Source organism: Agrobacterium rosae (assembly GCF_002915175.1).
GTDB lineage: Bacteria > Pseudomonadota > Alphaproteobacteria > Rhizobiales > Rhizobiaceae > Agrobacterium > Agrobacterium rosae.
This window is the reverse complement of the sequence record NZ_NXEJ01000006.1, coordinates 167,531-194,097: the sequence shown is the minus strand read 5'-3', so window position 1 is coordinate 194,097 and position 26,567 is coordinate 167,531. Positions and strand designations below refer to the sequence as shown.

Below are 26,567 nucleotides of genomic sequence, written 5' to 3'. Positions count from 1 at the left end.
TGGCCGATCTCAGAACTCTTCCCAATCCTGAGCCACCGGCTTCGCGGCGACAGCCTCGGTCCTCGGTGAGAAGGCTTTCGCCAGGCTCTGGCCAAGCGCACGCGCTGGCGACGAGACTGGACGCGCGGTAGGCTGCGCGATCTTTGCCGCTGGACGAGCGGGCGCAGAATAGTTCGGCTTTGGTGCTGGTACGGAGGCCGACCGTGGTACGCTGTGCTGTGCCGGCTTGAACGCCGTCGAAGAGCGTGCACCGCCACCAAGATTGAACTGACCGATCAGTTCGTTCAGGCTTTCTGCTTCCCGTGCCAAAGCGTGGCTGGCGGCGGTCTGTTCTTCCACCATGGCAGCGTTCTGCTGCGTGCCCTGGTCCATCGTGTTGACGGCCGTGTTGATCTCTTGCAAGCCGGTTGCCTGTTCGCGGGCGGCGGTAACGATCGTCGCGACGTGCGAGTTGATTTCCTCGACTTCGGCAATGATTGCCTGCAAAGCCTTGCCGGTTTCGCCCACCAGGTTCACGCCGTTTTCGACCTGCGCGCTGGATGCGCCGATTAGAGCCTTGATTTCCTTGGCGGCATTGGCAGACCGCTGTGCGAGTTCACGCACTTCCTGTGCGACAACCGCAAAGCCCTTGCCCGCTTCACCGGCACGTGCCGCTTCAACGCCGGCATTGAGCGCCAGAAGGTTGGTCTGGAACGCGATGTCATCGATAACGCCGATGATATTGGTAATCTCACCGGAAGACTTTTCGATTTCCTGCATGGCCGCAACAGCCTTGCGAACGACGACGCCGGAGTTTTCTGCACCGGTGCGAGCACGCTGAACCAGAGCGCTTGCCTCTTCTGCGCCCTTTGCACTGTCACGAACAGTCGTCGTGACTTGCTCCAGGGCAGCAGCCGTCTCTTCGATGGACGCTGCCTGCTGTTCGGTGCGGCGGGAAAGGTCGTCTGCGGAAGACAGCATTTCAGACGCGCCGGCGTTGATGGCAGAAGCATTTTCGCCAACGTTGCGAAGCGCTTCCTGAAGCTTGTCCAGCGAGTTGTTGAAGTTGATGCGCAGCGGCTCCATGGATTCTGCAAATGGGGTTTCGATGCGGTAGACCAGATTGCCATCGGCGAGAGACTGCAAACCTTTCGCCAGTTCTTCGCTGGCAAAAGTCTGTTCCGCGTCGGCGCGTGCCTTCTCCGTTTCATTGCGGCGGCGGTCTGCCTCTGTCGATGAACGCAAACGGTCGCTTTCGTCTGCCAGGCGGGACTTTTCGATACCGGCTTCCTTGAAGACCAGAACGGCCTTTGCCATCTTGCCGACTTCATCGCCGCGGTCGAGTGCGGGAACCTCGACGGTCGTATCACCACCAGCAAGGCGGCTCATCGCATCCGTCATGCCGACAATCGGAGAAACGATGGCGCGAGACAGCGCCCAGATCAGCAGCACGGCAACAACGCCAGCGGCGGCACCGCCAACCAAGAGGGCGAGTTCAAGATTGCTATGAGCGGCGGACTGCGCAGCAACCTGGTTTGCAGAAGCGGTCGACAGCTGTTCCTTGATTTTGGCAGCAGCAGCGCGGAAGCCATCCAACTGACCCTTGGCCTGATTGCGTCCAATCTCGATGACCTCTGAAATCGGTGCCTCGGTGTTCTTGCGAGCTGCCATCTGTGGCTGCGCCAACTGCGTGTAGAACACCGTCGCGGTTGCCTGCATGTCGTCGATGGACTTCAGGATTTCCGACTGACCGACGGCCAGGCCGCGAGCCTCATCGAGTTTTTTCAACATCAGATCGCGCTGGGTAAACACATCATTATATGTGCTGTCGCTGCGAAACAGCAGGAAGCCGCGTTGATTGACCGCCTGCTCCAGCATCGCAGCCTTCGCATCATCAACTGCCGACATGATCCTGGCGGTGTTTGTCTGCTGTTCCGACAAGCCCTTGGCTTCAATCGTTTGCAGAAAGACGACCGCCGATGCCACGAGGCAGACAGCCATCAATGCTACGAAAGTGGCAACCAGCTTGAGGTTAATAGGGAGATTCTTCAAAGACATCGAGGGCTCTTTCGACACGCTTCAGGTGCGACTGCATAGGAAAGCAGTCTGCGACATCACACATTATGATCCGGGGGCCGCCATCATGGCAGAAGGGGTGAGATCAACTCAACTGTGCCGCAGAATGCAATAAAGCCGTTTATTTTCGCTTAAGTTTCCCAACACCTATTATGTATGCTGCATATTCATTTGGCGCGAGCGCCTTATGCTGTCGGCTCAAACGCATAAAATGCTTGCGCTAAGGGCGTTTGGCAGTCATTGAAACGGCCATGTCTAATTCATCTGAAAATCACCGGCTGGACCAGCTTCTGGTATCGCGCGGCCTGTTCGCCAGCCGCTCTCGTGCACGTGATGCCGTCGCGCGCGGCACCGTACGCGTCAACGGCAAGGTCGTCACCAAGCCCAGCCTGACATTTCCCGGAAATGTCGTCTTCGAGATCAGCGATCCCGCGCAGGATTACGTATCGCGCGCGGCCTTGAAACTGGTCGCCGCACTCGACCATTTCCAGCTGGACCCGCGCAATCGCGAATGTCTTGATGTCGGCGCGTCCACGGGCGGCTTTACCGAAGTGTTGCTCAAGCGCGGCGCGTCTCACGTCACCTCGATCGATGTCGGTCACGGCCAGATCCACCCACGCATAGAAAACGACAGGCGCGTCACCAGCATCGAGGGTTTCAACGCCCGCTTCCTGACCAGCGACGATATCGACAACAGGCAGATCAGCTTTATCGTATCGGATGTGTCGTTTATCTCGCTCAAGCTGGCACTGGCACCTGCGCTGGAACTGGCCGAGGCTGGAGCGTTCGCCGTCTTGCTGGTGAAGCCGCAATTCGAAGCCGGGCGCGACGCGATCAGCAAAGCCGGGCTTCTAAAAGAGCCAGAGACCGCACCGGCCGTTGCCGCAGAACTTGAACGCTGGCTGGTGGAAGACATGGGCTGGGTCAGCCTCGGCCTCATTCCCTCGCCGATTGCGGGTGGTGACGGCAACGAGGAATTCCTTCTCGGAGGCAAAAAGCCATGACAGCCCAGACCGTGAAGATACAAAGCCTTGGTGCCCAGGGAGACGGCATCGCCCACTGTCCCGACGGCACTGTCTATGTGCCCTTCGCACTGCCCGGAGAGACCGTGACCATCGCACGCGTCAAGGACGTGGGCACGATCATGTCGATTACCGAGGCGGCTCCGGAACGGCAAGAGCCTGCGTGCCGCCACTTCGGCCCTGATGGCAAGAACGGGACCTGCGGCGGCTGCTCGTTGCAGCATATGGCCGATGAACCCTATCATGTCTTCAAGCGTAGTCTTGTCGTTGCAGCCTTGAAATCCAAGGGGCTGGATGCCGAGGTTGACGGGTTGGTGCACTGTCGCCCCGGAGACAGACGCCGCGTTGTCTTTTCTGCGCGCAAAACAGAAAAAGGCCTGCTTTTGGGTTTCAGCCAGGCAGGCAGCCATCACATCGTCGCCATCGAGGAATGTCCCATCGCATCGGACGGCATCGTCTCGCGTTTGGACGCCATCCGTGCCATCGGCCTGCCGCTCGTATCGAATGCCGAGCCGTTCCGTATCACCGTCATGGAAACGCGGACCGGGCTCGATATTTCCTTCGAAGGCATCAAAGCGCCAACCGACAAGCAGCGTAGAACGGCGACGGAAATCACGCTGGCCACGCGCGCCATTGCGCGTGTTTCGATTGCCGGTGAAATTCTGATCGAGCCGCAAAAGCCGCTGATCGATTTCGACGGCGTGATGATTTCGCCACCATCCGGCGGTTTCGCGCAGGCCACCAAACCGGCGGAAGATGCCATGGCCGAACTGGTGCTGACGCATGTGGGTAAATCCAAGCGCATTGCCGACTTGTTCTGCGGGTCCGGCACATTTGCCCTGCGGCTGGCACGTCTTGGTAAGGTGCATGCGGTGGAAGCCGAAGACAAGGCGCTCAAAGCGCTCGATCTTGCGGCCCGCAACACGCAAGGTTTGAAGCCGGTCACCATTGAAAAACGCGACCTCTTCCGCCATGCGCTGACCGCCAAAGAACTGAAGAACTACGACGCCGTCGTCTTCGATCCGCCGCGTGCGGGTGCCGAAGCTCAGTGCAAGGAACTGGCGAAAAGCAGCGTCAAGAAGATCGTTGCCGTCAGCTGCAACCCGTTGTCTCTGGCGCGTGACCTCGCCATTCTGGTCGAGGGCGGCTATCGCATCACCAAGGTTACGCCGATCGACCAGTTTTTATGGTCGCCACATGTGGAAGCGGTTGCGACGCTGGAGAAGTAAGCTATTTCTCCCTCATTCCTGTGATTGTCACAGGAATCCAGCCAACCCAAGTCGTTGGGCTGAAAAGACTCTTCCCGCCGCGCAGACGCGCGGCGACTGGATTCCTGTCACAAGGACAGGAATGAGGGAACTCGCTATCCTCACCAGGCCGTATCGATATTACCATTACCAGTCACGCCATCACAACGGCAGCGACCGCCAACGCGGCCCTGCTGCACCGGGCAGACGTAGGGGCGTGAGCGATTGGCGCTATCGGGTGGCGTTACCACGCAGACGAAGCGCGGACGACGGCGGTCGGAGTTGTTGTTTCGATTGGATTGACCGGCCTGACTGTTGTAATTCTGAACTTGGATAACGTCGCTCTGCGCTGGCTGCGACATCAGCGGCGGCTGGAAACTTGCCGCCTCCGCCACGCTGGAGATGGGCATGAAGGCGAGCATTGCGAAGACGATATTGCGCATGGTGGCGGCTTTCTCACGAGATGAACGATATTCGACAAGGAATATCCGCCATCTGTTCCGGTTCCGTAAAGGTTGCCAGTTTTCACCAGCCACGCTTAACGACGCATGAACGCCTCGAAGGCTGCTCTGGCCTCCGCACTTTGCAATTGAGCGGCAAAATGAACGATTTCAGCGTCGATACGCTCGCGCACTTCCGCGCCGTCACCGCGCAAGAGATCACGGGCGATCTTCAGTGCCTGTGGTGGTTTCGATGCCAGGGATGCAGCGATCTTCAAGGTTTCCGTTTCGACATCAGCCTCGGAAACGACCTTCCAGATCAAACCGGCCTGAAGCGCCTGTTCTGCCGAAAACCCCTCTCCCGCCGCCAGCAGCGCAAAGGCCCGCTGATGACCCATGATGCGCGGCACGAGCAGGCTGGACGCCGCTTCCGGTACCAATGCCAGATCCACGAAGGGTGTCTTGAACAGGCTGCGGCTGGAGGCGACCGTCAGATCGCAATGTAGGTTCAGCGTCGTGCCGATGCCGATGGCCAAACCATCGACGCCGGAAACGATCGGTTTGCCGACGCCGACCAGCGCGTGCAGAAAATCTCCCGCTGCCAGTCGTCCCTTGCCGCCGGACATGGCAAAGGCCATGAAATCGGCCATGTCGTTGCCAGCCGAAAAGCAGCCGTTGGAACCGAGGAAAGCGATGGCGCGGATATCATCATCCGCATCTGCCGCCTGCAAGGCGTCGATCATGCTACGATACATCGCATCCGTGATGGCGTTCTTCTTATCCGGGCGGTTGAAGCGAATGACCTGCACACCGGGTGCGGCTTGCGGACGTTCCAAGAGAATATGATCGGCAGACATGGGAACTCCTTAACCCAGCACGGCACGGGCCGCTTCAAGGCTCGCGGCACCAGCAATCACACGATCCTTCAGGGCGGATGTTTCCGCAAGAAGGTTTTCGGCGGTGAAACGGCAGAGCGCAATTCGGTTTGCCCCCTGCCCGTCGTCAACCGATGCCAGCGCACCCTTGGCGAGATAGGCACCTGTTAGCGCCAGTCCGAACAACCGCTGGTACGGCGTGGCACCGGCGAGCGCTGCTGATGTCTCGCCCTTTGCCAGGGCATCCAGCAGCCATTCGGTTGCCTCTTCGAGATCGGTGATGCTCTGGTCTAGATAACGCGCGGTTTCGCCAAGCTCCGGTGTGTTCGACGCTCTCACTGCCTCGGCCTGCTCTTTTAGCTCGGCAATGAAGCCGCGCACCTGGGTGCCCTCGGAGAGCGGCAGCTTGCGGGTGACGAGATCGATGGCCTGAATGCCGTTGGTGCCTTCGTAGATCGGCGCAATGCGGGCATCACGCAGGTAGCGGGCCGCTCCGGTTTCCTCGATGAAGCCCATGCCGCCATGCACCTGAATGCCGAGCGAGGCCACATCCACACCGGCATCCGTGGAGAAGGACTTCGCAATCGGCGTCAAAAGGGCCGCGCGCTCCTGCCAGAATTTCCGCTCCGTCGCATCCGTCTTGGCGTGGCTCATATCGATGGCGTGAGCGCAGGAGAACGAGATGGCGCGCGAGCCTTGCGTCAGCGCCTTCATTGTCAACAGTGTTCTGGCGATATCGGGGTGTTCGATAATCGGGCTCATGCCCGTGGCTTTGGTGCCGGGTGCCTTGCCCTGGGTGCGTTCCTTGGCATAGACGATGGCCTTTTGCGTCGCCGCTTCACAGATCGCAACACCCTGCATGCCAACGGCCAGACGCGCATTGTTCATCATGGTGAACATGCAGGCCAAGCCCTTGTTTTCCTCACCGACGATCCAGCCGATCGCACCTTTTTCGGAGCCGTAGCGGCCATCGCCGAAGATCATGGTGCAGGTGGGAGAGCCGTGAATGCCGAGCTTATGCTCCAGCGAGTGGCAGAAGAGATCGTTGCGTTCGCCCGGACTACCCGCTTCATCCGGCAGGAATTTCGGCACCAGAAACAGCGAGATGCCGCGTGTTCCAGCCGGTGCATCCGGCAGGCGGGCCAGCACTAAGTGGATGATATTGTCAGCTGCGTCGTGTTCGCCCCAGGTGATGTAAATCTTCTGGCCGAAAATCCGGTAGCTCCCATCACCGGCGCGTTCCGCCCGGCTCTTCAGAGCTGCCAAATCCGAACCAGCCTGCGGTTCGGTCAGGTTCATCGTGCCGGTCCAGACGCCGGATACCAACTTTTCTAGGTAGGTTGCCTTGAGGTCGTCGCTGCCGTGTTTGGCAACGGCTTCCACCGCGCCCATGGTGAGGGTGGGGCAAAGCGCAAAGGCCATGGAGCCGGAGTTCCACATCTCTAGTGCTGCCACGTTCAGCAGATGCGGCAGCGCCTGCCCGCCGAATTCTTCCGGCGCAGTCAGGCCGTTCCAGCCGCCTTCCGCCCAACGGTGATAAAGATCTGCCCAGCCATCCGGGGTGCGCACGGCACCATCCACCAGCTTGGAACCTTGCTTGTCGCCAATCTCGGCGAGCGGCGCGACCTCATCCGTGGCGAAACGACCGGCTTCATGCAGAATGGCATCGACAGTGTCTTCATCGAGATCGCCGAACGCGCCTTGATCGAGCGCGGCCTTCAGACCTGCCACATGTTTCAGCGTAAAAGCGATATCGTCTACCGGTGCGATATACATCCTGCCTCCTCCCGAAGCGTCAGCTTGCAATGCGATAGCCTTCGGGGCTAATTGATTTTTACGTAAACGTCAATTTGAAAAATCCGGTTGGCGGATCAGTTGATTGTAATCAAACTGTCACAAAACTCTGATCAGCATGACGTCGTCGCAAAAGCGGGACGTAGCACCGCTGCCCGCCGCGAATGCCGCTCAGGAACACGCCATGGACATCCCTCACCCTGCCATTCCCGGTCTCGTCTGGGCTTACCGCTTCCAGTCGGGCAATGGAAACTGCACCCGGCTACCGCCGGATGTCGAGCTGACTGAATTACAGGCAGACGACGGGTTTTTCTGGCTGCATCTCAATATTGCCGATACCCGTGTTGTCGGATTCTTGGAGACGATGCCAGGCCTTGACGAGAGCGTGAAGGCAAGTTTGACGACCCACGAAACGCACCCATCCATCGTTGTCGATGAAGGTGCGATTTACGGGACGCTGGTGGATTTCCAGCGGGAATTCGACCAGGAAACCCGCGATATCGGCTGGCTGCATTTCGCGCTCAGTGAGCGCTACATAATCACCACGCGCCTGCAACCCTTGCGCTCCATCGACCGTCTTCGTGCCAACATCGACAAGAACCCGAAGCGCTATTCAACGCCCTCCCACGTGTTTGAAGGACTGGTCGCAGAGTTTCAGCGCACTCTGATCACGCTGGTCATGGAAACGACCGAAGAGCTGAACGCCATCGAAGATATCGTCTATGACAGCACGCCGCGTGATGAGCGTCGCCGGCTGGCCCCGGTCCGGCGCACAGTGGTGCGTTTGCACCGGCATTTGCGCACGGTTTTGACACTCATGCGCAGGGCATCGGCTGCCGACGAGGAGGATATGCCCGCAGGCTTCGAAGATGTCGCTGCACGACTGACAGGCAGACTCGAGGCGGTCGATCACGACGTCTATGCGCTACAGGACCGTGCAAGGCTGCTACATGAGGAAGTGGACTCTAAACTCTCATCGGAGACGAACCGCCACCTCTACATATTGTCGCTGATGACGGCTTTTCTGTTGCCGCCAACGCTGGTCACGGGCTTTTTCGGGATGAATACCGGAGCCCTTCCTTTTACCGAAGGCACGAGCGGTACAATCTACGCTGCCAGCTTCATCGTCGCATCGATCCTTTTTGCCTGGGTCGTGTTGCGCCGCGCCGGTATTCTCTAGACGCAAAAACGCCGCCCGGATGGAGCCGGACGGCGTTTTTTACTTCAACGTGTCAATCGATCAGCCGTAAGGCGAATAGCAGGTCTGGCGTGGGCCGTTATAAGGCTGGAACGTGTTGCTATAGGCATCGTAAGAGCGATAACGACCGAAGCACCAGTTGACGTGGCTCTGGCTCAAGCCAGCACGCGGTGCGGCTCGGTAGACAGGACGCGGACGGTATTCAGGCACAGGGCGATAGACTTCACGTGGCTGCGATAGGGCACCCCCGATGATGGCACCGGCACCGAAAGCGGCCAGCGGGAACCAGTAACCATTGTGATGGCGATAACCGGGACGGTAGTCGCGGTAGCCACGATGGCCGCGATAATAGCCGCCGCCGTAGTCGCGTCTGTAACCGCGGTCGCGCCAGTACTGAACGTTCACGACGCCGTTATCGGCCTTCTCGATTGCTGGCGGCGCAACGGAGATCGGCATTGCCTGTGTTGGTACGACAGATCCTGCGGCAATCAACGCCGAGAACCCGGCAGCCCAAAGGGTTTTCACATAATTTTGCATCTGATTTCCTCCATCCACGACCGGGTACTCTACCGGCGCATTGTGAATAACGATTGTTCTTGTCTTGGCATTCCAGCCCACAAGATGCGGGCTCATTTATATGTAACTCAGATTATAAATGGCTAGCTGAACCCAGCATTAACAGTGTGTTCACAGTCACTTGATGGCTTCTTAATAAATACAATAGGAAAAGCCCGACGTCCGCCGGGCTCTTCTAAAATCATTGATTAGTTGGTAACGCACTGTCTGCGTGGACCATTGTTTGGCTGATATGTGTTGTCAGAAGCGCGGTACGAACGGTAACGGCTTGCACAGGCCTGCTGATGGCTGTTGCCGTAGGCTGGACGACCCTGCGACATGGCACCGCCGATGATGGCACCGGTTGCGAAAGCTGCGAGCGGGAACCACATGCCATTGTGCTGGCGATAGCCGGGGCGACGGTCACGATAGCCGCGGTGGCCATTGTAATAGCCCTGGCGGTAAGATGGGCGGCGGTAATCGCGGTCGCGGTTACGGAAATCCCGATTGCGGAAATTGCGGTCGCGGTAGATGCGACGTCCGTCATACTGCACCTGCACGACATTGTCTGTCGTTGTGGTGGTCGACTGGACGGGCTTTGGCATTGGAAGTGGGACCTGGAATGCCTGAGACGGCGTAAAGCTCGTCAGAAGCATGATAAAAGCTGTCGCAACACTGGTCTTGCGCAAATTCAGCATGAGTTTCCTCCGTTTTATGACATTACGCGTTGAGACCGCGCATCGATGACCAACTAACGGGAAAATTCGATTTTGGTTCCATTGTGCAAAATGAAACCAAGTATAATCAGGCCTCTACTTGTACATCCGTCAAAGGACGTGAGCAGCAGGCGAGGATATAGCCTTCCTCGATATCTTCATCGAGAATACCGCCATTGTGGTTCATCTCGACTTCACCGGACAATTTCAGAACTCGGCAGGTTCCGCATATGCCGGATTCGCAGGCAGCCCCGATGCGAACGCCAGCGGCACGCGCCGTCATCAGAATAGTCTGGCCGGGCTGACATGGCACATCTTTGCCGGACAAGGTAAAGCCGATCTTCGCCAGCACTTCGCCTTCATCGGGCAAATCGCTTTCGCCGACGGCAACAGGCATGGCCGGGGAGAAGCTTTCCTGATGGTAACGCGCCATGTCGAAGTCCGAGGCATCCAGCATGGAGCGGATCGCCGCCATGAACGGCTCCGGCCCGCAGCAGAACACAGTGCGATCCATGAAATCATGTGACAGCAGCGCGATCTTGGCCTTGTCCACCATGCCCTTCAGTCCCGACCAGAGATCGGTGCGCCCGCAGCTCTCAACGATGAAACCGAGTGACAGGTTGGGCATGAAGCGTGCGAGATATTCCAGCTCGTGCCGGAACACGATGTCTGATGGAGAGCGCGAGCAGTTGATGAAGGAAATATCGCTTTGCGGCGCGCGGTCGCTCATATCGCGCACCATCGACATCATCGGCGTAACGCCAGAGCCTGCCGAGATGAACAGATATTTCTCGCCCGGATGGCGTACATAGGAGAAGTCGCCCAGCGGCCCGAGAGCACGGATGCGCATGCCCGGCTTGAGGTTGTTGAACATCCAGCGCGTGCCCACACTGGTAGCCTGAGCCTTGACAGTGACGGCGAGCGCATAGGGGCGCGATGGGCTGGATGACAGCGTATAGGTGCGAAACAGCGGCTCCGGCCCCACCGGCAGTTCCAGCGTCACGAATTGGCCGGGCAGATAACGGAACCAGTTCGGGCCTTCGGAGCGAAACAGGAATGTCATCACGTCAGGCGTTTCGGGCGTCACCGAAATGCATTCCAGCATGTGAAGCTTGTCGCTCCACGGCTTCATCTCATCGATATGCTTGTATGTCGTCTTCATGTTCATCGCGGTCATGCGACAGCCGAAAGTTTTTGCTTGTCGCCCGAAAGACGGTCGATCATGAAATCGGCATACCAGTTTACGAACTGCATGACGCCGCCCTCATCTTCCATCGAATAGGGGCCGGGCTCATAAGCAGGCGAGCGAATGCCGAAGGCGTTTTCCTCGACGATGCGGCGGTCCTGATCGTTGGTCTCGTTCCAGACATGCGTCAGGTCTTCAAGATCGTAATCCACGCCTTCCACGGCATCCTTATGCACCAGCCACTTGGTCGTGACCTGCGTTTCCTGTGGCCCCAGCGGCAGCACGCGGAAGGAAATCAGGTGGTCGCCAAGGAAGTGGTTCCAGGTCGTGGGGTAATGGAACAGAAGCAGTGCACCGATATGATCGATGGTCACATCGTCAGACAGCGGGCGGCGAACCGCGCGCTTGCCGGACATGGTGTAGCTTTCGGCCTCGCCGATCAGCGGCATGCGCGCCACACGGAACTGGCCTTGGGGATCGATCTTGAAGCGGCTGGGCAGCCCGGCGGCTTCGCAGCGCGCCCAGTGGCCGCCGATCTCCGGGTCGCTCGCGCCGCCATCGGTGCCCGTCACACTCGGATTTTCCGGATAGGTGCGGCAGAGTTCCGGGTGGTTGGCGGCGCAATGGTAGCACTCGCGGTTGTTTTCCCACACCAGCTTCCAGTTGCCTTTTTCGATGATGGTGCTTTCATGGGCGACCTTGGCCTCCCAGATGCGGTGCGGTGCCATGTAGGCTTCGATTTCCGCGCGCACCGGCGCAAAATCCAGCGGCTGTTCTGCCAGACAGATGAAGACGTAACCGGCGACGGTCTCGCAGGCGATCGGCTTCAGACCGAAGTTTTCCTTGTTAAAATCATCCCCCATATGGCGCGCAAACAAAAGCTTGCCATCCAGATCATAGGTCCACTGGTGGTATGGACAGACGAGGCGAGCGGATTGACCCTTCTGGCTGGTGCAGACGCGTGATCCACGGTGGCGACAGGAATTGTGGAAGGCGCGAATGGTGCCATCCTTGCCGCGCACGATGACAACCGAGTAATCGCCAATCTGGACCGTGAGATAGGTGCCGGTCTTTGGCACTTCGCAATCATGCGCCACGAACAACCAATCGCGATACCAGATGTTTTCCATATCCAGCTGGAAATAGTCCTGATCCACGTAGAAAGGCTGGTCCAGCGTGAAGCCTTCACGACGGTTTTTCAGTTGGCGCAATACGGTTTCACGCAAATCCATGGCCATGTCCTCGAAAAGTCGCGGTGCGCCTTTGAAGGCGTCTCCCCGCGTTTAGCTGGAATTATCTAACCATTCACGCCGATCTTCAGCACCACATACAGCGACATCGGCTTCCGCATTGGCGACAATTTGCGACATGCCGCATAAAAGCAATAGTTTCTAATTTTGTTTCGAAAACAGCGGCTTATTCTTCTCTTTCCGGGAGAAGCAGTCGCAATATGACACAAACGCCAGTGCAGCCAATCCTTAACATCCGCCACTGCACGACAAGGGAATCTTAACCCCCTTCCGGTAAAAATCTGTGGATCGGCAACAGGAGCTCACCCGATGCAGAAGGGAACGCCAATCCGCTACTTCGATGCGAATGCACGTATGGCGGCACCCCCACGCTCGAAAACGGCCCATTCGGATTTTCTGCGCACCGGTAAAATCGCCCGTTATGAGGAGAAGTGGGTTCCGCGCGAACCGCGCTATCTCACACATGACCAAGTCGCCGAAATGACCGGCCGCAAGCTCCAGACCGCCGGTGAGATGACCCATTCACGGCTCAACTCCTTTCACCGTTCCATTTACTTTCCACAGATGGTGTTTCATCGCACAATCGAAGCAAGCCCGCATTTGGGCTATTGCCACGTCACGGCATCACGCACCAGTTTCGACTTGCGAAAGCAGGTCATGTGGTCGTTTTATTTCGCCAACTTCTTTTCGGAATTGTGCGGCGACGAACAGTTCTTCGAAAATATCGACCCGCGCCATTCCCGCATGTATTTCGCGGTCGCGATGGATATGAACGGTGACAAAACCGTGCAGATCGACAAGACCATCCACCGCGATGGCCTGCTGTTTCGCACACACGATCCGAAGATCGCACTCAAGAACGTGTTGATGCTTGGCACCCGCTCCAACGAAATGCGCAAGTTGATCCGCACGCTCTGAGTCCGGAGCTAACGGCTTTCCAAGCAAGCTGAAAAGCTCTAAAGCAGTCGCGCAAAACTGTGCGGCGCTTGTCAGCGGCGCGCCTCATAAGGTGCAGCATTCATGGCGCGTCATATTCACATTGACCAGGACCGGGAAACGGCTCTCCGCGAGGCTGTCGATGTCCTGTCGTCCGGCCATCCCGTCGCTATTCCCACCGAAACGGTCTACGGCCTTGCTGCCGATGCGACGAACCCCGCTGCCATTGCCCGCATATACGAAACCAAGGGCCGCCCGCAGTTCAACCCGCTGATCTGCCATATGGCGAGCATCGCGATGGCAGAAGACTACGCGATCTTCGATCCCATCTCGCGCAAATTGGCAGAAGCTTTCTGGCCCGGGCCACTCACCCTTATTCTACCGTTGAAACCCGGAAGCACGATCCATGCGCTGGCGACAGCCGGTCTGGATACAGTCGGCATCCGTATTCCCAAGGGTTTTGCCAGCGACCTGATCGCCGCCTTCGGCAAACCACTCGCCGCCCCCAGCGCCAACAGCTCCGGCAAGATCAGCTCCACCAGCGCGGCCCACGTGGAAGCGGATTTGGGTGAGAAGGTCAGCCTTATCCTGGATGGCGGGGCAGCAACGGTCGGCGTGGAATCCACCATCGTCAAGGTTGAAGAGAACGGCACCGTGCGCCTGTTACGCCCCGGTGGTCTTGTTGCCGAAGATATCGAACAGGTCATCGGCCTCAAGCTCATCCGCTCGGAAAAGGCATCTGCCGCCATCGAGGCCCCCGGCATGCTGGCCTCGCATTATGCGCCCGGTGCATCCGTGCGGTTGAATGCGGTATCCGTCGAAAAGGGTGAGGCGCTGATCCGCTTCGGTGGCGAGCGCGTCGCTGGGGAAGAGAACGCCGCAATCGTTCTTAATCTCAGCGCCACCAGCGATCTTGCGGAAGCCGCCACCAATCTTTTCGATCACCTCAAGACCGCCGATTCCAGCGGTGCTGGTAGCATCGCCATCATGCCCATCCCGGCAACAGGGCTGGGTGAAGCCATCAACGATCGGCTGGCGCGTGCCGCTGCCCCCCGCCCCTGACTGACCACGAGGACCTCATGACGACGATTGCTCTGCCCGATGATCTGATCCAGCGTTTCGTCACCATCGTCGGTGAAAAGAACGCCGTGCGCGATCAGGCCGATCTTGCTCCGCATCTGGTGGAAAATCGCGGGCTTTATAAAGGTGCCTCGCCGCTTCTGTTGAAACCGGCATCGACGGAAGAGGTCGCAGCCATCATGACCCTCGCCAGCGAAACCGGTACAGCCATCGTGCCGCAGACCGGTAACACCGGCCTTGTGGGCGGGCAGACGCCCCGCAGCGATGCCAGCGATGTCATTCTCTCTCTGGAACGGATGAGCAGCGTGCGCGATATCGATCCCGTCGCCAATGTCATCGTCGTGGATGGCGGCTGCATTCTCGATACCGTCCATCAAGCGGCGGATAAGGTAGAGCGCATGTTTCCGCTGTCGCTGGGATCGCAAGGCTCCTGCCGCATCGGTGGAAACCTTGCCACCAATGCGGGCGGCACCGCCGTTCTGGCCTATGGCAATATGCGGCAATTGTGCCTGGGCCTTGAGGTGGTTTTGCCCACCGGCGAAATCTGGAACGGTCTTCGTCGGCTGAAGAAAGACAATACGGGTTATGATCTGCGTGATCTGTTCATTGGTTCCGAAGGGACGCTCGGCATTATCACCGGTGCGGTGCTGAAACTTTTTCCAAAGCCCAGAGGTAATCAGGTCGCTTTTGCCGGTCTGAACTCGCCCGCAGACGCCTTGACCCTGTTCGACCGCGCCTCGACGCTCTGCGGCGCGGCCCTCACCGGCTTCGAACTGATGCCGCGTATTGGTATAGAGTTCACCGCAAAACACATTCCCGGCGTTCGCGACCCCTTGGAAACGCCGCATCCCTGGTATGCGCTGATCGACATCTCGACTTCCGATACGGCAGAGACAGCGCAAACCATGATCGAAACCCTGCTGGAGCAGGGCTTTGAGGCTGGTGTCGTGCAGGATGCGGTCATCGCCTCCTCCGAGGCACAGCGTCAGGCCTTGTGGCACATGCGCGAAAGCATGTCGGATGCGCAAAAGCCGGAGGGCGGCTCCATCAAGCATGATGTATCCGTGCCGATTTCAAAAATACCGGAATTCATGGCGGAAGCAGAGGCCGGTGTCCTGCAAGCCATGCCCGGTGCGCGCATCTGCGCCTTCGGTCATCTGGGCGATGGCAATATCCATTACAACATCTCCCAGCCAGTTGGTGCGGATAAGGCGGAGTTCATCGCCCGCTGGCGCGAGATCAACCACATCGTCCATGGCATCGTGCTGTCGCATGGCGGCTCGATTTCTGCCGAGCACGGTATTGGACAGTTAAAGCGTGACGAGCTGGCCGCCATCCGCCCCGGTATCGAAATGGAACTGATGCGCCGAATCAAGACAGCGTTTGACCCGGCGGGTGTCATGAACCCCGGCAAAGTGGTTCGCATCTAGCGCGGATTTCATCGCCTCAGTCCTGAGATAGAGCGTCGGGCAACATTTGCGGGCACCCTATGGCGTTGCCTTTTTTTGGGCTGCGCACACCTCATCCCCACCCATTTTTGGCTTTCGCATCTTTGGCAATTGTCCAGAGCGACTTGCCCTGCGCAAGCTGTCTTCAAGGCGATAAGCGCGGGGACAGCCAGCGCGTTTTCTCCGAATTCATATCATCCGGAAATGTCATGTTGGCACAAACGCCTGCGCAATGGCGCACGTGCCAATTCAGGAATTCGAAACCCTATCGGTCTGCGTTTTGCTAACCATTTGGGAATGCAAAGTTTTCTTAACCTCGATTTTTAAGCTGTCACGAAGATGCGGCCGCTATCTTCTCCCTATCAGAGGACGAAAAGTCCCGGACGAGACCATGAAACGGCTCTCAGGTAAAACAAGGATAGCATGATATGACCAACACTGTTCTGAAGCCCGAATGGGCAGGCGCGACACTCCGGCTAGACCCTACGCGGTTTCCGCAGCAGATCACCTACGGCAAGGACAAAGGTTCAGCCGATGTGGCTATCACGCTCGACGAGCGCGGCGCGGTTCTCCGCAAGGTTCTCCATTCCAGCGGTCTTCCGCTGTCCTTTGCCCTTCCGGCACGCGCCTTCAAGGGCGTTGCTGCCCGCGCCATCGACCATGGTGACGGACAGGTTACCGTGACGCTCGAACTTCACCACGACGACCCGGACCTCTGCATTCCGCTGCTGGTGGCGCACGACCTGTGCGACATCGCTGCCGATTGGCGCAGCTGGTCGGAAAAGTATCGCATTCCCATGCTGATGGTGGAAGCCGATGGCATCGCCCGCCCGCTGGAAGATCATCTCGGCCATATCAGCACCAAGGCTACCCGCCCGCGCCGCCGCCACTCTTACTTCGCAGACCGCCGCCCACGCTTCCTCGTGCGCCGCAGCACCGGTTCGCTGGGCCTGACCATGCGTATTCAGGGCAAGGAAATCATCGCCCGCAGCTGATCCACCATCCTGTGGATAAACGGTAAACCCGGCGCGTTATCAAACGCAGCCGGGTTTTTCGTATCAACCGAAGACCAACGGCAAAAGCAGACCTGCAAAAATCAGGAGGCCGACGCGATTGTTGGATTTGAACAGAGCGAGGCACTGTTCCACATTGTTGATATCCAGCACCTTCACCTGCCGGAACAGCAAAAACGCCGCGATGACCAGTCCGAGGTAGCCACTCCAGTTAACGCCTGCCGTCAGGAAGGCCACAAAGATGGAGGCGAGCGCTGTGCCATAAAGACCAATCAGCCAGCCATGTGTCTTATCTCCGAACAGCAGCGCGGTGGAGCCTATGCCGACGGCCGTGTCATCTTCCCTATCCTGATGGGCGTAGATCGTATCATAACCGATCGTCCAGGCGATTGCGCCGACGTAAAGCAGCACCGGTGAGACAGACAGCGACCCGAATTGACCCGCCCAGCCCATCAATGCCCCCCATGAAAAGGCGAGACCCAGAAAAAACTGCGGCCAGTTGGTGAAGCGCTTGGCGAAGGGATAGATTGCCACGAAGATCAGGGATGACAGGCCGACGACAATCGCAAAACCGTTGAAGCACAACAACACCGCAAGTCCGACGAGCGCCTGAATGACGATGAAGATTTTCGCCTGTTTGCGGCTGACGCGTCCCGACGGCAGCGGACGCGAGCGGGTGCGCGCCACCGCCATATCGATCTTGTGATCGACCAGATCATTATAGGTGCAGCCCGCGCCGCGCATGGCGACTGAACCGGCAAAAAACAGGAAAAGATGGAAGAGCAGAAGGCCCCAAGAGAATGTGCCGAGATGCTGCGCCGCATTGGCCGCCATCGCCGCTGACCAAAAGCACGGCCACATCAACAATTCCCAGCCTATGGGACGGTCCCAACGGGCCAATTGCGCATAGGGCCACAGGGTCCTCGGTAATATCCGATAGACCCAATTGTTGGATGGCGCGTCGGAAACGCGGCCGGAAAGATCACCTTGGTCAACCATGCCAGCGTTCTACGCTCGGCATTTACGAAGCGTCAAGCAAAACACCGCACATGCGGCACGCTCCACCTGTCAAAACAGAACTTTTTCCAGCGGCGATCGAGTCTTTTCAAATTCCAGCAATCGCGCTTCGTTTTTTGCGATGTAGTCGCGATTATCCGGCACCACGCCCCCTCGTTTGGTCAGCTGTATCTGGAAAATATAGAAGTTTTCGTGCGTAAACGCCATTTCAGAGCCAGCCAGATAAAACTCCCACATGCGGAAGAAGCGCTCATCGTAGATCGCGATGGCCTCTGCCTTGTTGGCGACGAAACGCTCCCGCCATTTGCGCAGCGTGTGAGCGTAATGCATCGGCAGAATTTCGATGTCGCGCACCAAAAGTCCCGATTTTTCCACCGCAGGCAGAACCTCCGCCAGCGAGGGAATGTATCCGCCGGGGAAAATATATTTTTCGATAAAGGGATTGGTCGCCAGCGCCGGATAGGGCTGGCCGATGGAGTGCATCACCATCACGCCATTATCGTCCAGCAACTCCGCCGCCTTGGTGAAATATTCGCGGTAATGCGTCGGCCCGACATGTTCGAACATGCCGACCGAAACGATGCGGTCGAAAGGTTGCGCGGCAGACAGATAGCGATAATCCTGTAATTCGAAACGCAGCTTATCCGCCAGACCGCGTTTCTGCGCCCGGTCGCGCGAAACCCGCAATTGCTCCTCGCTGAGCGTAATGCCGGTGACGTCCACATCAGAGCTTTCAGCCAGATACATGGCCATGCCGCCCCAGCCGGAACCGATTTCCAGCACACGCTGCCCCGGTTGCGGCATCAGCTTTGCGGCAATGTGCCGCTTCTTGGCGACCTGCGCTTCATAGAGACTGATGCCCGGCGGGTTGAAATAGGCGCAGGAATATTGCCAGTCTTCGTCCAGAAACAGGTCGAACAGCTTGGCGCTGAGATCATAGTGGTGAGCGACATTGTCCTTGTTGTGATTGACCGGCAGATGCATCTTGATGCGCGCTGCAATAATCCGCGCCATGCCACGCCAGATCATGCCGATTGTCAGCGCTTCGCTCAGCGTGTTGCTTTTGATCAATGCCAGAAAGTCATAGATGTCGCCTTCAACGACAGCCATGCGCCCTTCCATGAACATTTCCGCCAGCTTCAGCGCCGGATCGGCGGCGATTTCATCCATCGCCGCATCATCGGTAAAGTTGAGGGCAACCCGTTTTCCGGTACCATCGCCGTAAACGTGCAGCCCACTTGGGCCGGTAACGACCAGATTGCCGGTCTTGACTATTTTTCCAAGTAAAGCATGCAAAGACGAGGCCATTTCATCCCCTAATAAGCTAAGTCTCACTTATCAATTTGGAATTAAGCTATCCCTTTCATACAAAGTTTCAAGCCACTCTATTTTCAAAAATATTGAATGATTTCAGATTGGTTCTTTGGGTTTTAATAGAGGGGAAGCGACGGTGGGTGGGCTTACCCCCCTCTGTCCTGCCGGACATCTCCCCCCACAGGTGGGGAGATCGACTCGTGGAAACCGCTCGGCCATCTTGAAGGCTGCGGATAGGGTGATGAGCAGGAGCCCAGCCGATCTCCCTCCTTGTGGGGGAGATGCCCGGCAGGGCAGAGGGGGGTAAGCCACACCCACTACCGTCTAAATCTGCGTCCTGCACACCGTGAAAGAAGGCGTTTCACCCCTCACCGCTTCTTCATCGCCTCAGCCAAAGCCGCCGCCAATGCACCGCCGGGTGGCGCCGTCTCAGCGCGCGGCTGCGGCTTTGCACTAGCATGCCGCATGGCATTGGCGTTGCCCTTTTCGCGCATGGGCTGGGGCGCAGCCTCGCCGCCATCCTTGCGCATGGTGAGGCCAATGCGTTTGCGTTTCACGTCCACTTCCACCACACGCACTTTCACCACATCGCCAGCCTTCACCACCTCATGCGGGTCCTTGATGAAGCGATCTGCAAGCTGCGACACGTGGACGAGGCCATCCTGGTGCACGCCGATATCCACGAAGGCACCGAAGGCGGCGACGTTCGTAACCGTGCCTTCCAGCAGCATGCCGGGTTTCAGGTCGGTGATTTCGTCCACGCCATCTGCAAAGGTTGCTGTCTTGAAGCTCGGGCGCGGGTCGCGGCCCGGCTTTTCCAGTTCGGCAATGATATCCTTGACGGTCGGAAGACCGAACTGCTCATCGATGAACTGTTTCGGGTCGAGCGATTTCAACGCGGCACTATCGCCCATGACAGAGCGCAGATCGCGACCGCAGGCGGCGACGATCTTCTTGGCCACGCCGTAAGCTTCCGGGTGTACGGAAGACGAATCCAGTGGCTCCTTGCCATTGGTAATGCGCAAAAAGCCCGCGCATTGCTCGAATGTGCGCTGTCCCAGGCGTGGCACTTTCAACAGTTCCTTGCGGCTGGCAAACGGTCCCGTCTGGTCACGATGCAGAACGATGGCGTCGGCAATCGATGCGCCGAGGCCGGAAACGCGTGACAGAAGCGGAGCGGATGCCGTGTTAAGATCGACGCCGACAGCATTCACCGCATCTTCCACGACAGCATCCAGCGAGCGCGAAAGCTTGCCCTGATCGACATCGTGCTGGTACTGGCCGACGCCGATGGACTTCGGCTCGATCTTCACCAGCTCCGCCAGCGGGTCCTGCAGGCGGCGGGCGATGGAAACCGCGCCACGCAATGTTACGTCGAGATTGGGAAATTCCGCAGCGGCACTGGCCGAGGCGGAATAGATCGACGCGCCCGCTTCTGATACGATGACCTTGGTGGGCTTTGCGCCACTCAGTTGCCCCAGCATGTCTGCCACCAGCCGTTCCGTTTCGCGGCTGCCGGTGCCGTTGCCGATGGAAATCAGCTCGACATTGTGTTTCTTGATGAGGCTCGCAAGCTCTGCCTGCGTGCCGCGAATGTCATTCTTTGGCGGGAATGGATAGACGGTCGTCGTTTCCAGCAGCTTGCCGGTGCCATCGATGATGGCGACCTTGACGCCGGTGCGGATGCCGGGATCGAGACCCATGGTGGCGCGCGAACCGGCAGGTGCTGCCAGCAGCAGATCCTTGAGGTTACGGGCAAAGACGTGGATTGCCTCTTCTTCAGAACGCTCGCGCAATTCGCGCATCAGATCAAGCGATAGCGACATGGAAAGCTTTACGCGCCACGTCCAGCCCGCGACCTCCATCAGCCACGCATCCGCAGGGCCAGCGCTGCGGATATCGAATGCGCTGGCGATGGTGCGCTGCGCCGGTTTGACCGGCGACGGATCATCCGCATCGACATCGATGGTCAGCGTCAGAACTTCCTCGTTCCAGCCGCGCAGCATGGCCAAGGCGCGGTGGCCCGGCACCGTCGCCCATTTTTCGGAATGGTCGAAATAGTCGGAGAATTTTTCGCCTGTCGCCTGCTTTCCTTCCACCACCTTGGCGCGGAAGGTGGCGTTGCGGCGCATGTAATCACGCAGACGGCCCAGCAGATCGGCATTCTCAGTCATGGTTTCGGCTACGATGTCACGAGCGCCCTCAAGCGCTGCCTTCACGTCTGCCACTTCGCCCTGAACATAGGCCTGCGCCAAAGTGGCCGGATCAGCGCCGCGATTGTCCCAGATCGCTTGCGCCAGCGGTCCAAGACCGCGCTCACGGGCAATTTCGGCGCGGGTTCGGCGCTTGGGTTTATAGGGCAGGTAAAGGTCTTCGAGTTCCGCCTTCGTCGTGGCCGAGACGATCTTGCGCAACAGCTCATCGGTCATCTTGCCCTGACCGTTGATGGATTCAGTGATCGAAGCCCGGCGGGCATTCAGTTCGCGCAGATAGGACAACCGCTCAGCCAGCGTGCGAAGCTGCGTATCGTCAAGACCGCCGGTCACTTCCTTACGGTAGCGGGAAATGAAGGGAACGGTTGCGCCTTCATCCAGCAGCGCAATCGCCGCAGTCACCTGTTCGGCACGGGCGTTGATTTCGGAAGCGATAAGGGGAGCGAGGCGGGCATTATCTGCGGACATATGGTTCTCTGGACTGTTTTGAAATTTGCCCGAACATAGATACTGATTATGGCATGACAACAAGAAGGTTCCGCGATTCCACAGAAAAGCATGCGCCGCGCTTGACCTTTCAGCCCTTGGCCCTTAACGCCCCAACAACACGATAAAACACGAGATGACAGGGGTGTTGACCATGAAAGTTCTGTTGATCGGTTCCGGCGGACGCGAACATGCACTGGCGTGGAAAATCGCCCAGTCCCCCCGCCTCACTCAGCTTTTTGCCGCCCCCGGCAATCCCGGCATTGCCGAACACGCGACGCTTGTAACGCTTGATGTTGAAGACCACGCCGCTGTCATTGCCTTTACCAAGGAAAACGACATCGACTTCGTCATCGTCGGTCCGGAGGCACCGCTGGTTGCTGGTCTCGCGGATGATCTGCGCGCCGTTGGCATCGCCACCTTCGGCCCATCAAAGGCCGCAGCGCAGCTGGAAGGCTCCAAAGGATTCACCAAGGATCTCTGCGCCCGTTACGATATTCCGACCGGTGCTTACAAGCGCTTCAAAGCTGCCAAGCCAGCCAAAGAATATGTGCGCCAACAGGGCGCGCCTATCGTCATCAAGGCGGATGGGCTGGCAGCGGGCAAAGGCGTCACGGTTGCCATAACCGAGGCCGAGGCGGTGTCTGCCATAGATGATTGTTTTGATGGTGCTTTCGGCTCTGCAGGCGCGGAAGTCGTCGTGGAAGCTTTTCTGGATGGCGAGGAAGCCAGTTTCTTCTGCCTTTCCGATGGCAAGACGGCCCTGGCGCTCGCCACCGCGCAGGACCATAAGCGCGTTGGCGATGGCGACACCGGCCCAAATACCGGCGGCATGGGTGCTTACTCTCCCGCCCCGGTCATGACGCCTGAGATGGTCGAGCGGACCATGAAGGAAATCATCGAGCCGACGATTTCAGGCATGGCGAAGGACGGAAATCCCTTCTCCGGCGTGTTTTTCGCAGGCTTGATGATCACGCAAAAAGGCCCGGAACTGATCGAATATAATGTGCGCTTCGGTGACCCCGAATGCCAGGTGCTGATGATGCGCCTGAAAAGCGACCTGCTGCCCATTCTCCATGCCACAGCCACCGGTACGTTGGATCAGGTCACGGCCGAGTGGCGCGATGATGCCGCGCTAACCGTCGTTCTGGCCTCCAAGGGTTATCCCGCCTCCTACGACAAGAACACGCCGATCGCGCACATTCCCGAAGCCCGTGAAGACGCCAAGGTGTTTCATGCCGGCACCGCGCTGAAGGACGGCCAATTGGTCGCCACCGGCGGGCGCGTGCTGAACGTGACGGCTTTTGCCAAGACCGTTACCGAAGCGCAGAGCCGCGCCTATGCCCTCGCCAAAGAGGTGAAATGGGACAATGGTTTTAGCCGCAGTGACATTGGCTGGCAGGCGGTGGCCCGCGAAAAACAAGATCGATAGTACCGGATTTCGTTCAATATTTACCAAAATTCCTGACCGGTTGGAAAGGAAGTTCCGGTAAAACTCCACCTGTATTCAAGCGACGAAACGGGTGTTTTCATGAGCAGGACTTTGCTGACAATAGCGATTGTGCTCGCAAGCGGTTCTGCTATGGCGTCGTCCATCGAAGTCATTAAGGGAAACCGCACCGGCAACGACAGCGTCGTATCCGTTTTATGCGAAGCGTGTCCTCCGTTCAAAGCAAAGCTGAAAACCGCGAATGTTGCCCCTTCTCTCACACCGGGCACGCAAGATATTTCCATTCGTGATGTGAACGGCAAGAAACAGATTGTGCGCACGGAAGCGTGGCTCGGCGGTTCGCCTGTCACCTATGTCAGCAACAATCCGGCCTGGCTGCCCGCTGAGGACACCTCAACGGCAGGTACAGAAAACACACCGACGATCGATAGGCTGGTGAAGACGTCAGCAATTGAGAATGTCGTTGAAAAAGACATTGCGCCGCCGTTGACTGCGAATATGTCCGCCCCGCTGGTGCTTGACGGGGTAATGTTGCGACAATCCCAGTAAAGCTTACAGCCGTCTTCTCGAGTTACTCTTCGTTCTCGCAAGCAACCGAAGGCGGAGAAAACCAGCGCTGCAAGATATAAATCCTACAATAATTCTTGCAGATCACTTTCATTGGCTGAAACTTAAATATTTATTCAAATTTTTAAAGCTATGACTTTATTAGGTCGTGCGATGAGTGCACATGTATCGCGCATCATGCGCTCCTTCTGAAAATGCATTTCAATCGCCCGTCGCCGTTCAGCTGCGGAGCAGTACCTCTGTGAGCACTCATGAAGAACTTGCCGATTTCCCGCCAACTGATCCTGCTGGTGGTTGCGCTGATGGCAGCCTTTACGCTGGCCACCTACGTCCAGATCAAATCGTCTGTCGATGCGATCTATCAGGAACGTTACAACATGCTGCGCACACAGGTGCAGTCGTCCATTGCCATTTTCCAGTCCTTCTACGACAAGGAAAAGGCTGGCACGCTGACCCACGAACAGGCCATGGCCCAAGCGTTCGAAACGGTTTCGGCCATGCGTTACGTACCGGATGGCTATATTTTCGGCTATGATTACGACGTGACGGTGGTGTTCCATCCGGAAGCCAAGCGCGTAGGACAAAGCCTGAAGGGCAAGACCGATAGCAAGGGCTTCGCCTACCGCGACGAACTGGTGCGGCTTGCCCGCGCAGGCGGCGGTGAAGCTACCTTCTACGGTCCAAAGCCGGGCTTTGAGGGCGACACTTTCCTTAAGAGTTCCTACACGATGGCATTCGAGCCATGGAAGGTGGCTGTCGTGACGGGGGTCTATATCGATGACCTTCAGGCGCAGGTGCGTTCCACCATCGTCAAGGCGCTGTCCATCGGGCTGTTCGTTTTCGTTCTGGGCCTCATCGCCGCCTATCTCGTCATTCGCGGAATTTCCAAGCCGCTCAATGATATTCACAAGGCGCTGGGCGAAGTCGCCAATGAAAACATCGACCTGACCGTTCCCCATACGGGCATGAAAAACGAAATCGGCATGATGGCCAACGCGACGAAGGCTCTGCAGGAAAAAGTCCGGGAGCGCCATGCGATGCAGCGCCATCAGGACGAGCAGCAGGAACAGATGAACTCGGAACGCCAGGCCAACCTGGACACCCAGCGCGGCGAAGCCGAACTTCAGGCACGCGTGGTGGCCACCATTGGCGAAGCCTTGGAAAAACTGGCACAGGGCGATCTGACCGTTCGCTGCCGCGACCTTGGCACACGCTATGCCGATCTGCGCGACAACTTCAACGAAGCGCTGGCGCATCTCGATGCCGCCATGGCGCGGGTGAATTCCAAGGGTATCGACATCGGCGGTTCCAAGGATGAAATCCGCAAGGCATCCAGCGAGCTTTCGCAGCGCACCGAACGTCAGGCTGCCAATCTGGAAGAGACGTCTGCCGCCCTTGACGAATTGACCGTTGCCGTGCGCCAAACCGCAGACGGCGCGCATGAAGCAGCAAAGCGCGTGGGTGCCGTCAGCACCGAAGCCACCCGCAGCGACCGCGTGGTGGAAGAAGCCATTGGCGCAATGACCGGCATCGAACAGTCTTCCGCCGAGATTTCCAAGATCATCGGCGTGATCGATGAAATTGCCTTCCAGACCAACCTTCTGGCGCTGAATGCCGGTGTCGAGGCCGCACGTGCCGGTGAATCCGGCAAGGGCTTTGCCGTGGTTGCCCAGGAAGTGCGCGAACTGGCCCAGCGCTCCGCGGCTGCCGCCAAGGAAATCAAGGACCAGATCGCCCGCTCCTCCACCCAGGTGCAGAACGGCGTTCGCCTTGTTGGCGAGGCCGGCGAAGCGCTCAAGCGCATCTCCGACCAGATCAAATCGGCCAACGAAATCGTCGGCAAGATCGCGCATTCGGCATCCGAACAGGACACGACCCTGCGCTCCATCTCGTCTTCGGTGAACCAACTGGATCTGGCAACGCAGCACAATGCCGCCATGGCCGAAGAAACCACGGCATCGGCAGAATCGCTCTCCGTGGATACCGAAGAACTGCTCAACCTCATCCGCACCTTCCGCGTCTCCGGCTCCCAGAACGGCAGCCTGCACGGCATGGCACAGGAAATGCGCCGCGCGAGCTGAACCGCGCAGACATCATGCAACACACGAAAACGCCGGGGAGAAATCTCCGGCGTTTTTTTTATAAATTAGCTGAGACGGCTGGCGAGATCATCGATCTGGTGATCGGGATAGACCGCGATACCGGCCTGTTGAAGCAATGCTGCGGTGACGCCGTTTCCCGCATGTTTGCGACCTGAAAAGGAGCCATCATAGATCGCAACCGACCCGCAGGAGGGGCTGCCGTCGATCAGCAGGGCATAGGCGCAATCATTGGCTTTTGCGAACGCCAGCGCCTTTTGAGCTCCGGCTATAAATTGCGTCGTGACATCACCACCGGTGACTTCCAAAACGCGAGCGCGCCCTTCCAGCACATCGAGACCAGAAGCACCCTTCTCTATTTCCGCAGGTGGACGCGGAACAGCCATCCCACCCGCCATCTCCGGACAGATCGTCACCAACCTGCCCTCGGCTTTCCAGCGCTCGATGGCAGGATGAGCAAGCGGCTTGCCTTTACCATCATAGCGGACGGCATGGCCGAGCAGGCAGGCGCTAATGAGGATTTTTGCGGGCTGGTCGTTGAATGTTTTCATGCGTGGCTAGCCCCCCTCTGCCCTGCCGGGCATCTCCCCCACAGGTGGGGAGATT

General features: G+C 58.2%; 22 protein-coding genes. 10 read left to right on the top strand and 12 right to left on the bottom strand.

Annotated features, from left to right (window positions below):
* Window positions 1-9: 9 nt before the first annotated feature.
* Window positions 10-2,037 (bottom strand): methyl-accepting chemotaxis protein, encoded by a 2,028-nt coding sequence (locus CPJ18_RS12050; RefSeq protein WP_103659093.1) that lies wholly within the window; start codon window positions 2,035-2,037, stop codon window positions 10-12.
* A 269-nt stretch (window positions 2,038-2,306) separates the two neighbouring features.
* Between CPJ18_RS12050 and CPJ18_RS12045 the strand changes: the two genes are divergently transcribed.
* Complete coding sequence (locus CPJ18_RS12045; protein ID WP_103659092.1) at window positions 2,307-3,059, top strand: TlyA family RNA methyltransferase; 753 nt, start codon at window positions 2,307-2,309, stop codon at window positions 3,057-3,059.
* Window positions 3,056-4,306 (top strand): class I SAM-dependent RNA methyltransferase, encoded by a 1,251-nt coding sequence (locus CPJ18_RS12040; RefSeq protein ID WP_103658527.1) that lies wholly within the window; start codon window positions 3,056-3,058, stop codon window positions 4,304-4,306. Before CPJ18_RS12045 ends, CPJ18_RS12040 begins: the two co-directional genes overlap by 4 nt.
* A 140-nt stretch (window positions 4,307-4,446) precedes the next feature.
* On the opposite strand, the gene CPJ18_RS12035 is transcribed toward CPJ18_RS12040, so the two are convergent.
* From CPJ18_RS12035 to CPJ18_RS12025, 3 genes are all read right to left on the bottom strand, one after another.
* Window positions 4,447-4,767: a hypothetical protein gene (locus CPJ18_RS12035; RefSeq protein WP_103658525.1), complete on the bottom strand. Its 321-nt coding sequence runs from the start codon at window positions 4,765-4,767 to the stop codon at window positions 4,447-4,449.
* Between the two features lie 95 nt (window positions 4,768-4,862).
* The gene (locus tag CPJ18_RS12030) at window positions 4,863-5,621 is read right to left on the bottom strand and encodes a crotonase/enoyl-CoA hydratase family protein (RefSeq protein ID WP_103658523.1); all 759 of its coding nucleotides are present in this window, start codon (window positions 5,619-5,621) and stop codon (window positions 4,863-4,865) included.
* A 9-nt stretch (window positions 5,622-5,630) separates the two neighbouring features.
* Window positions 5,631-7,415 carry an acyl-CoA dehydrogenase gene (locus CPJ18_RS12025; protein ID WP_103658521.1) on the bottom strand — a complete coding sequence of 595 codons (1,785 nt, stop codon included), beginning with the start codon at window positions 7,413-7,415 and terminating at the stop codon, window positions 5,631-5,633.
* 202 nt (window positions 7,416-7,617) lie between these two features.
* Here CPJ18_RS12025 and CPJ18_RS12020 point away from each other — a divergent pair, with 202 nt between their 5' ends.
* Window positions 7,618-8,613, top strand: a complete 996-nt coding sequence (locus tag CPJ18_RS12020) for a transporter (protein ID WP_077119340.1) — start codon at window positions 7,618-7,620, stop codon at window positions 8,611-8,613.
* Between the two features lie 60 nt (window positions 8,614-8,673).
* Here the strand turns inward: CPJ18_RS12020 and CPJ18_RS12015 are convergent, their stop codons facing one another.
* The 4 genes from CPJ18_RS12015 to CPJ18_RS12000 form a co-directional block, all read right to left on the bottom strand.
* Window positions 8,674-9,168, bottom strand: a complete 495-nt coding sequence (locus CPJ18_RS12015; RefSeq protein WP_103659091.1) for a BA14K family protein — start codon at window positions 9,166-9,168, stop codon at window positions 8,674-8,676.
* Window positions 9,169-9,395: 227 nt separating this feature from the next.
* Window positions 9,396-9,884: a BA14K family protein gene (locus tag CPJ18_RS12010; protein WP_077118923.1), complete on the bottom strand. Its 489-nt coding sequence runs from the start codon at window positions 9,882-9,884 to the stop codon at window positions 9,396-9,398.
* A 106-nt stretch (window positions 9,885-9,990) separates the two neighbouring features.
* Window positions 9,991-11,070: an FAD-binding oxidoreductase gene (locus tag CPJ18_RS12005; RefSeq protein ID WP_103659090.1), complete on the bottom strand. Its 1,080-nt coding sequence runs from the start codon at window positions 11,068-11,070 to the stop codon at window positions 9,991-9,993.
* A gap of 5 nt (window positions 11,071-11,075) precedes the next feature.
* Window positions 11,076-12,320, bottom strand: a complete 1,245-nt coding sequence (locus CPJ18_RS12000) for an aromatic ring-hydroxylating oxygenase subunit alpha (RefSeq protein ID WP_103659089.1) — start codon at window positions 12,318-12,320, stop codon at window positions 11,076-11,078.
* A 327-nt stretch (window positions 12,321-12,647) separates the two neighbouring features.
* Here CPJ18_RS12000 and CPJ18_RS11995 point away from each other — a divergent pair, with 327 nt between their 5' ends.
* The 4 genes from CPJ18_RS11995 (at window position 12,648) to CPJ18_RS11980 (ending at window position 16,797) form a co-directional block, all read left to right on the top strand.
* Window positions 12,648-13,256 (top strand): DUF6656 family protein, encoded by a 609-nt coding sequence (locus CPJ18_RS11995; RefSeq protein ID WP_077118922.1) that lies wholly within the window; start codon window positions 12,648-12,650, stop codon window positions 13,254-13,256.
* Between the two features lie 102 nt (window positions 13,257-13,358).
* Window positions 13,359-14,336, top strand: a complete 978-nt coding sequence (locus CPJ18_RS11990; protein ID WP_103658519.1) for an L-threonylcarbamoyladenylate synthase — start codon at window positions 13,359-13,361, stop codon at window positions 14,334-14,336.
* Window positions 14,337-14,353: 17 nt separating this feature from the next.
* Complete coding sequence (locus CPJ18_RS11985; RefSeq protein WP_103658517.1) at window positions 14,354-15,784, top strand: FAD-binding oxidoreductase; 1,431 nt, start codon at window positions 14,354-14,356, stop codon at window positions 15,782-15,784.
* A gap of 446 nt (window positions 15,785-16,230) precedes the next feature.
* On the top strand, window positions 16,231-16,797 hold the full coding sequence (locus CPJ18_RS11980; protein WP_077103548.1) for a DUF6101 family protein: 567 nt from the start codon (window positions 16,231-16,233) through the stop codon (window positions 16,795-16,797).
* Window positions 16,798-16,860: 63 nt separating this feature from the next.
* Here CPJ18_RS11980 and ubiA read toward each other — a convergent pair whose 3' ends face one another.
* From ubiA to CPJ18_RS11960, 3 genes are all read right to left on the bottom strand, one after another.
* Window positions 16,861-17,814, bottom strand: a complete 954-nt coding sequence (gene ubiA / locus CPJ18_RS11975) for a 4-hydroxybenzoate octaprenyltransferase (protein ID WP_103658515.1) — start codon at window positions 17,812-17,814, stop codon at window positions 16,861-16,863.
* A gap of 69 nt (window positions 17,815-17,883) precedes the next feature.
* Window positions 17,884-19,140, bottom strand: a complete 1,257-nt coding sequence (locus CPJ18_RS11970; RefSeq protein WP_103658513.1) for a cyclopropane fatty acid synthase — start codon at window positions 19,138-19,140, stop codon at window positions 17,884-17,886.
* A 374-nt stretch (window positions 19,141-19,514) separates the two neighbouring features.
* Window positions 19,515-21,827 carry a Tex family protein gene (locus CPJ18_RS11960; RefSeq protein ID WP_103658511.1) on the bottom strand — a complete coding sequence of 771 codons (2,313 nt, stop codon included), beginning with the start codon at window positions 21,825-21,827 and terminating at the stop codon, window positions 19,515-19,517.
* Between the two features lie 172 nt (window positions 21,828-21,999).
* Here CPJ18_RS11960 and purD point away from each other — a divergent pair, with 172 nt between their 5' ends.
* The 3 genes from purD (at window position 22,000) to CPJ18_RS11945 (ending at window position 25,943) form a co-directional block, all read left to right on the top strand.
* Window positions 22,000-23,277 (top strand): phosphoribosylamine--glycine ligase, encoded by a 1,278-nt coding sequence (gene purD / locus CPJ18_RS11955; protein WP_103659088.1) that lies wholly within the window; start codon window positions 22,000-22,002, stop codon window positions 23,275-23,277.
* A 99-nt stretch (window positions 23,278-23,376) separates the two neighbouring features.
* A complete protein-coding gene (locus tag CPJ18_RS11950) occupies window positions 23,377-23,844 on the top strand; it encodes a plant virulence effector HPE1-like domain-containing protein (RefSeq protein WP_146258682.1) in 468 nt (155 codons plus the stop codon).
* A gap of 269 nt (window positions 23,845-24,113) precedes the next feature.
* On the top strand, window positions 24,114-25,943 hold the full coding sequence (locus CPJ18_RS11945) for a methyl-accepting chemotaxis protein (RefSeq protein WP_103658507.1): 1,830 nt from the start codon (window positions 24,114-24,116) through the stop codon (window positions 25,941-25,943).
* Between the two features lie 65 nt (window positions 25,944-26,008).
* On the opposite strand, the gene CPJ18_RS11940 is transcribed toward CPJ18_RS11945, so the two are convergent.
* On the bottom strand, window positions 26,009-26,512 hold the full coding sequence (locus tag CPJ18_RS11940) for a 2-thiouracil desulfurase family protein (RefSeq protein ID WP_103658504.1): 504 nt from the start codon (window positions 26,510-26,512) through the stop codon (window positions 26,009-26,011).
* Between the last annotated feature and the right edge of the window lie 55 nt (window positions 26,513-26,567).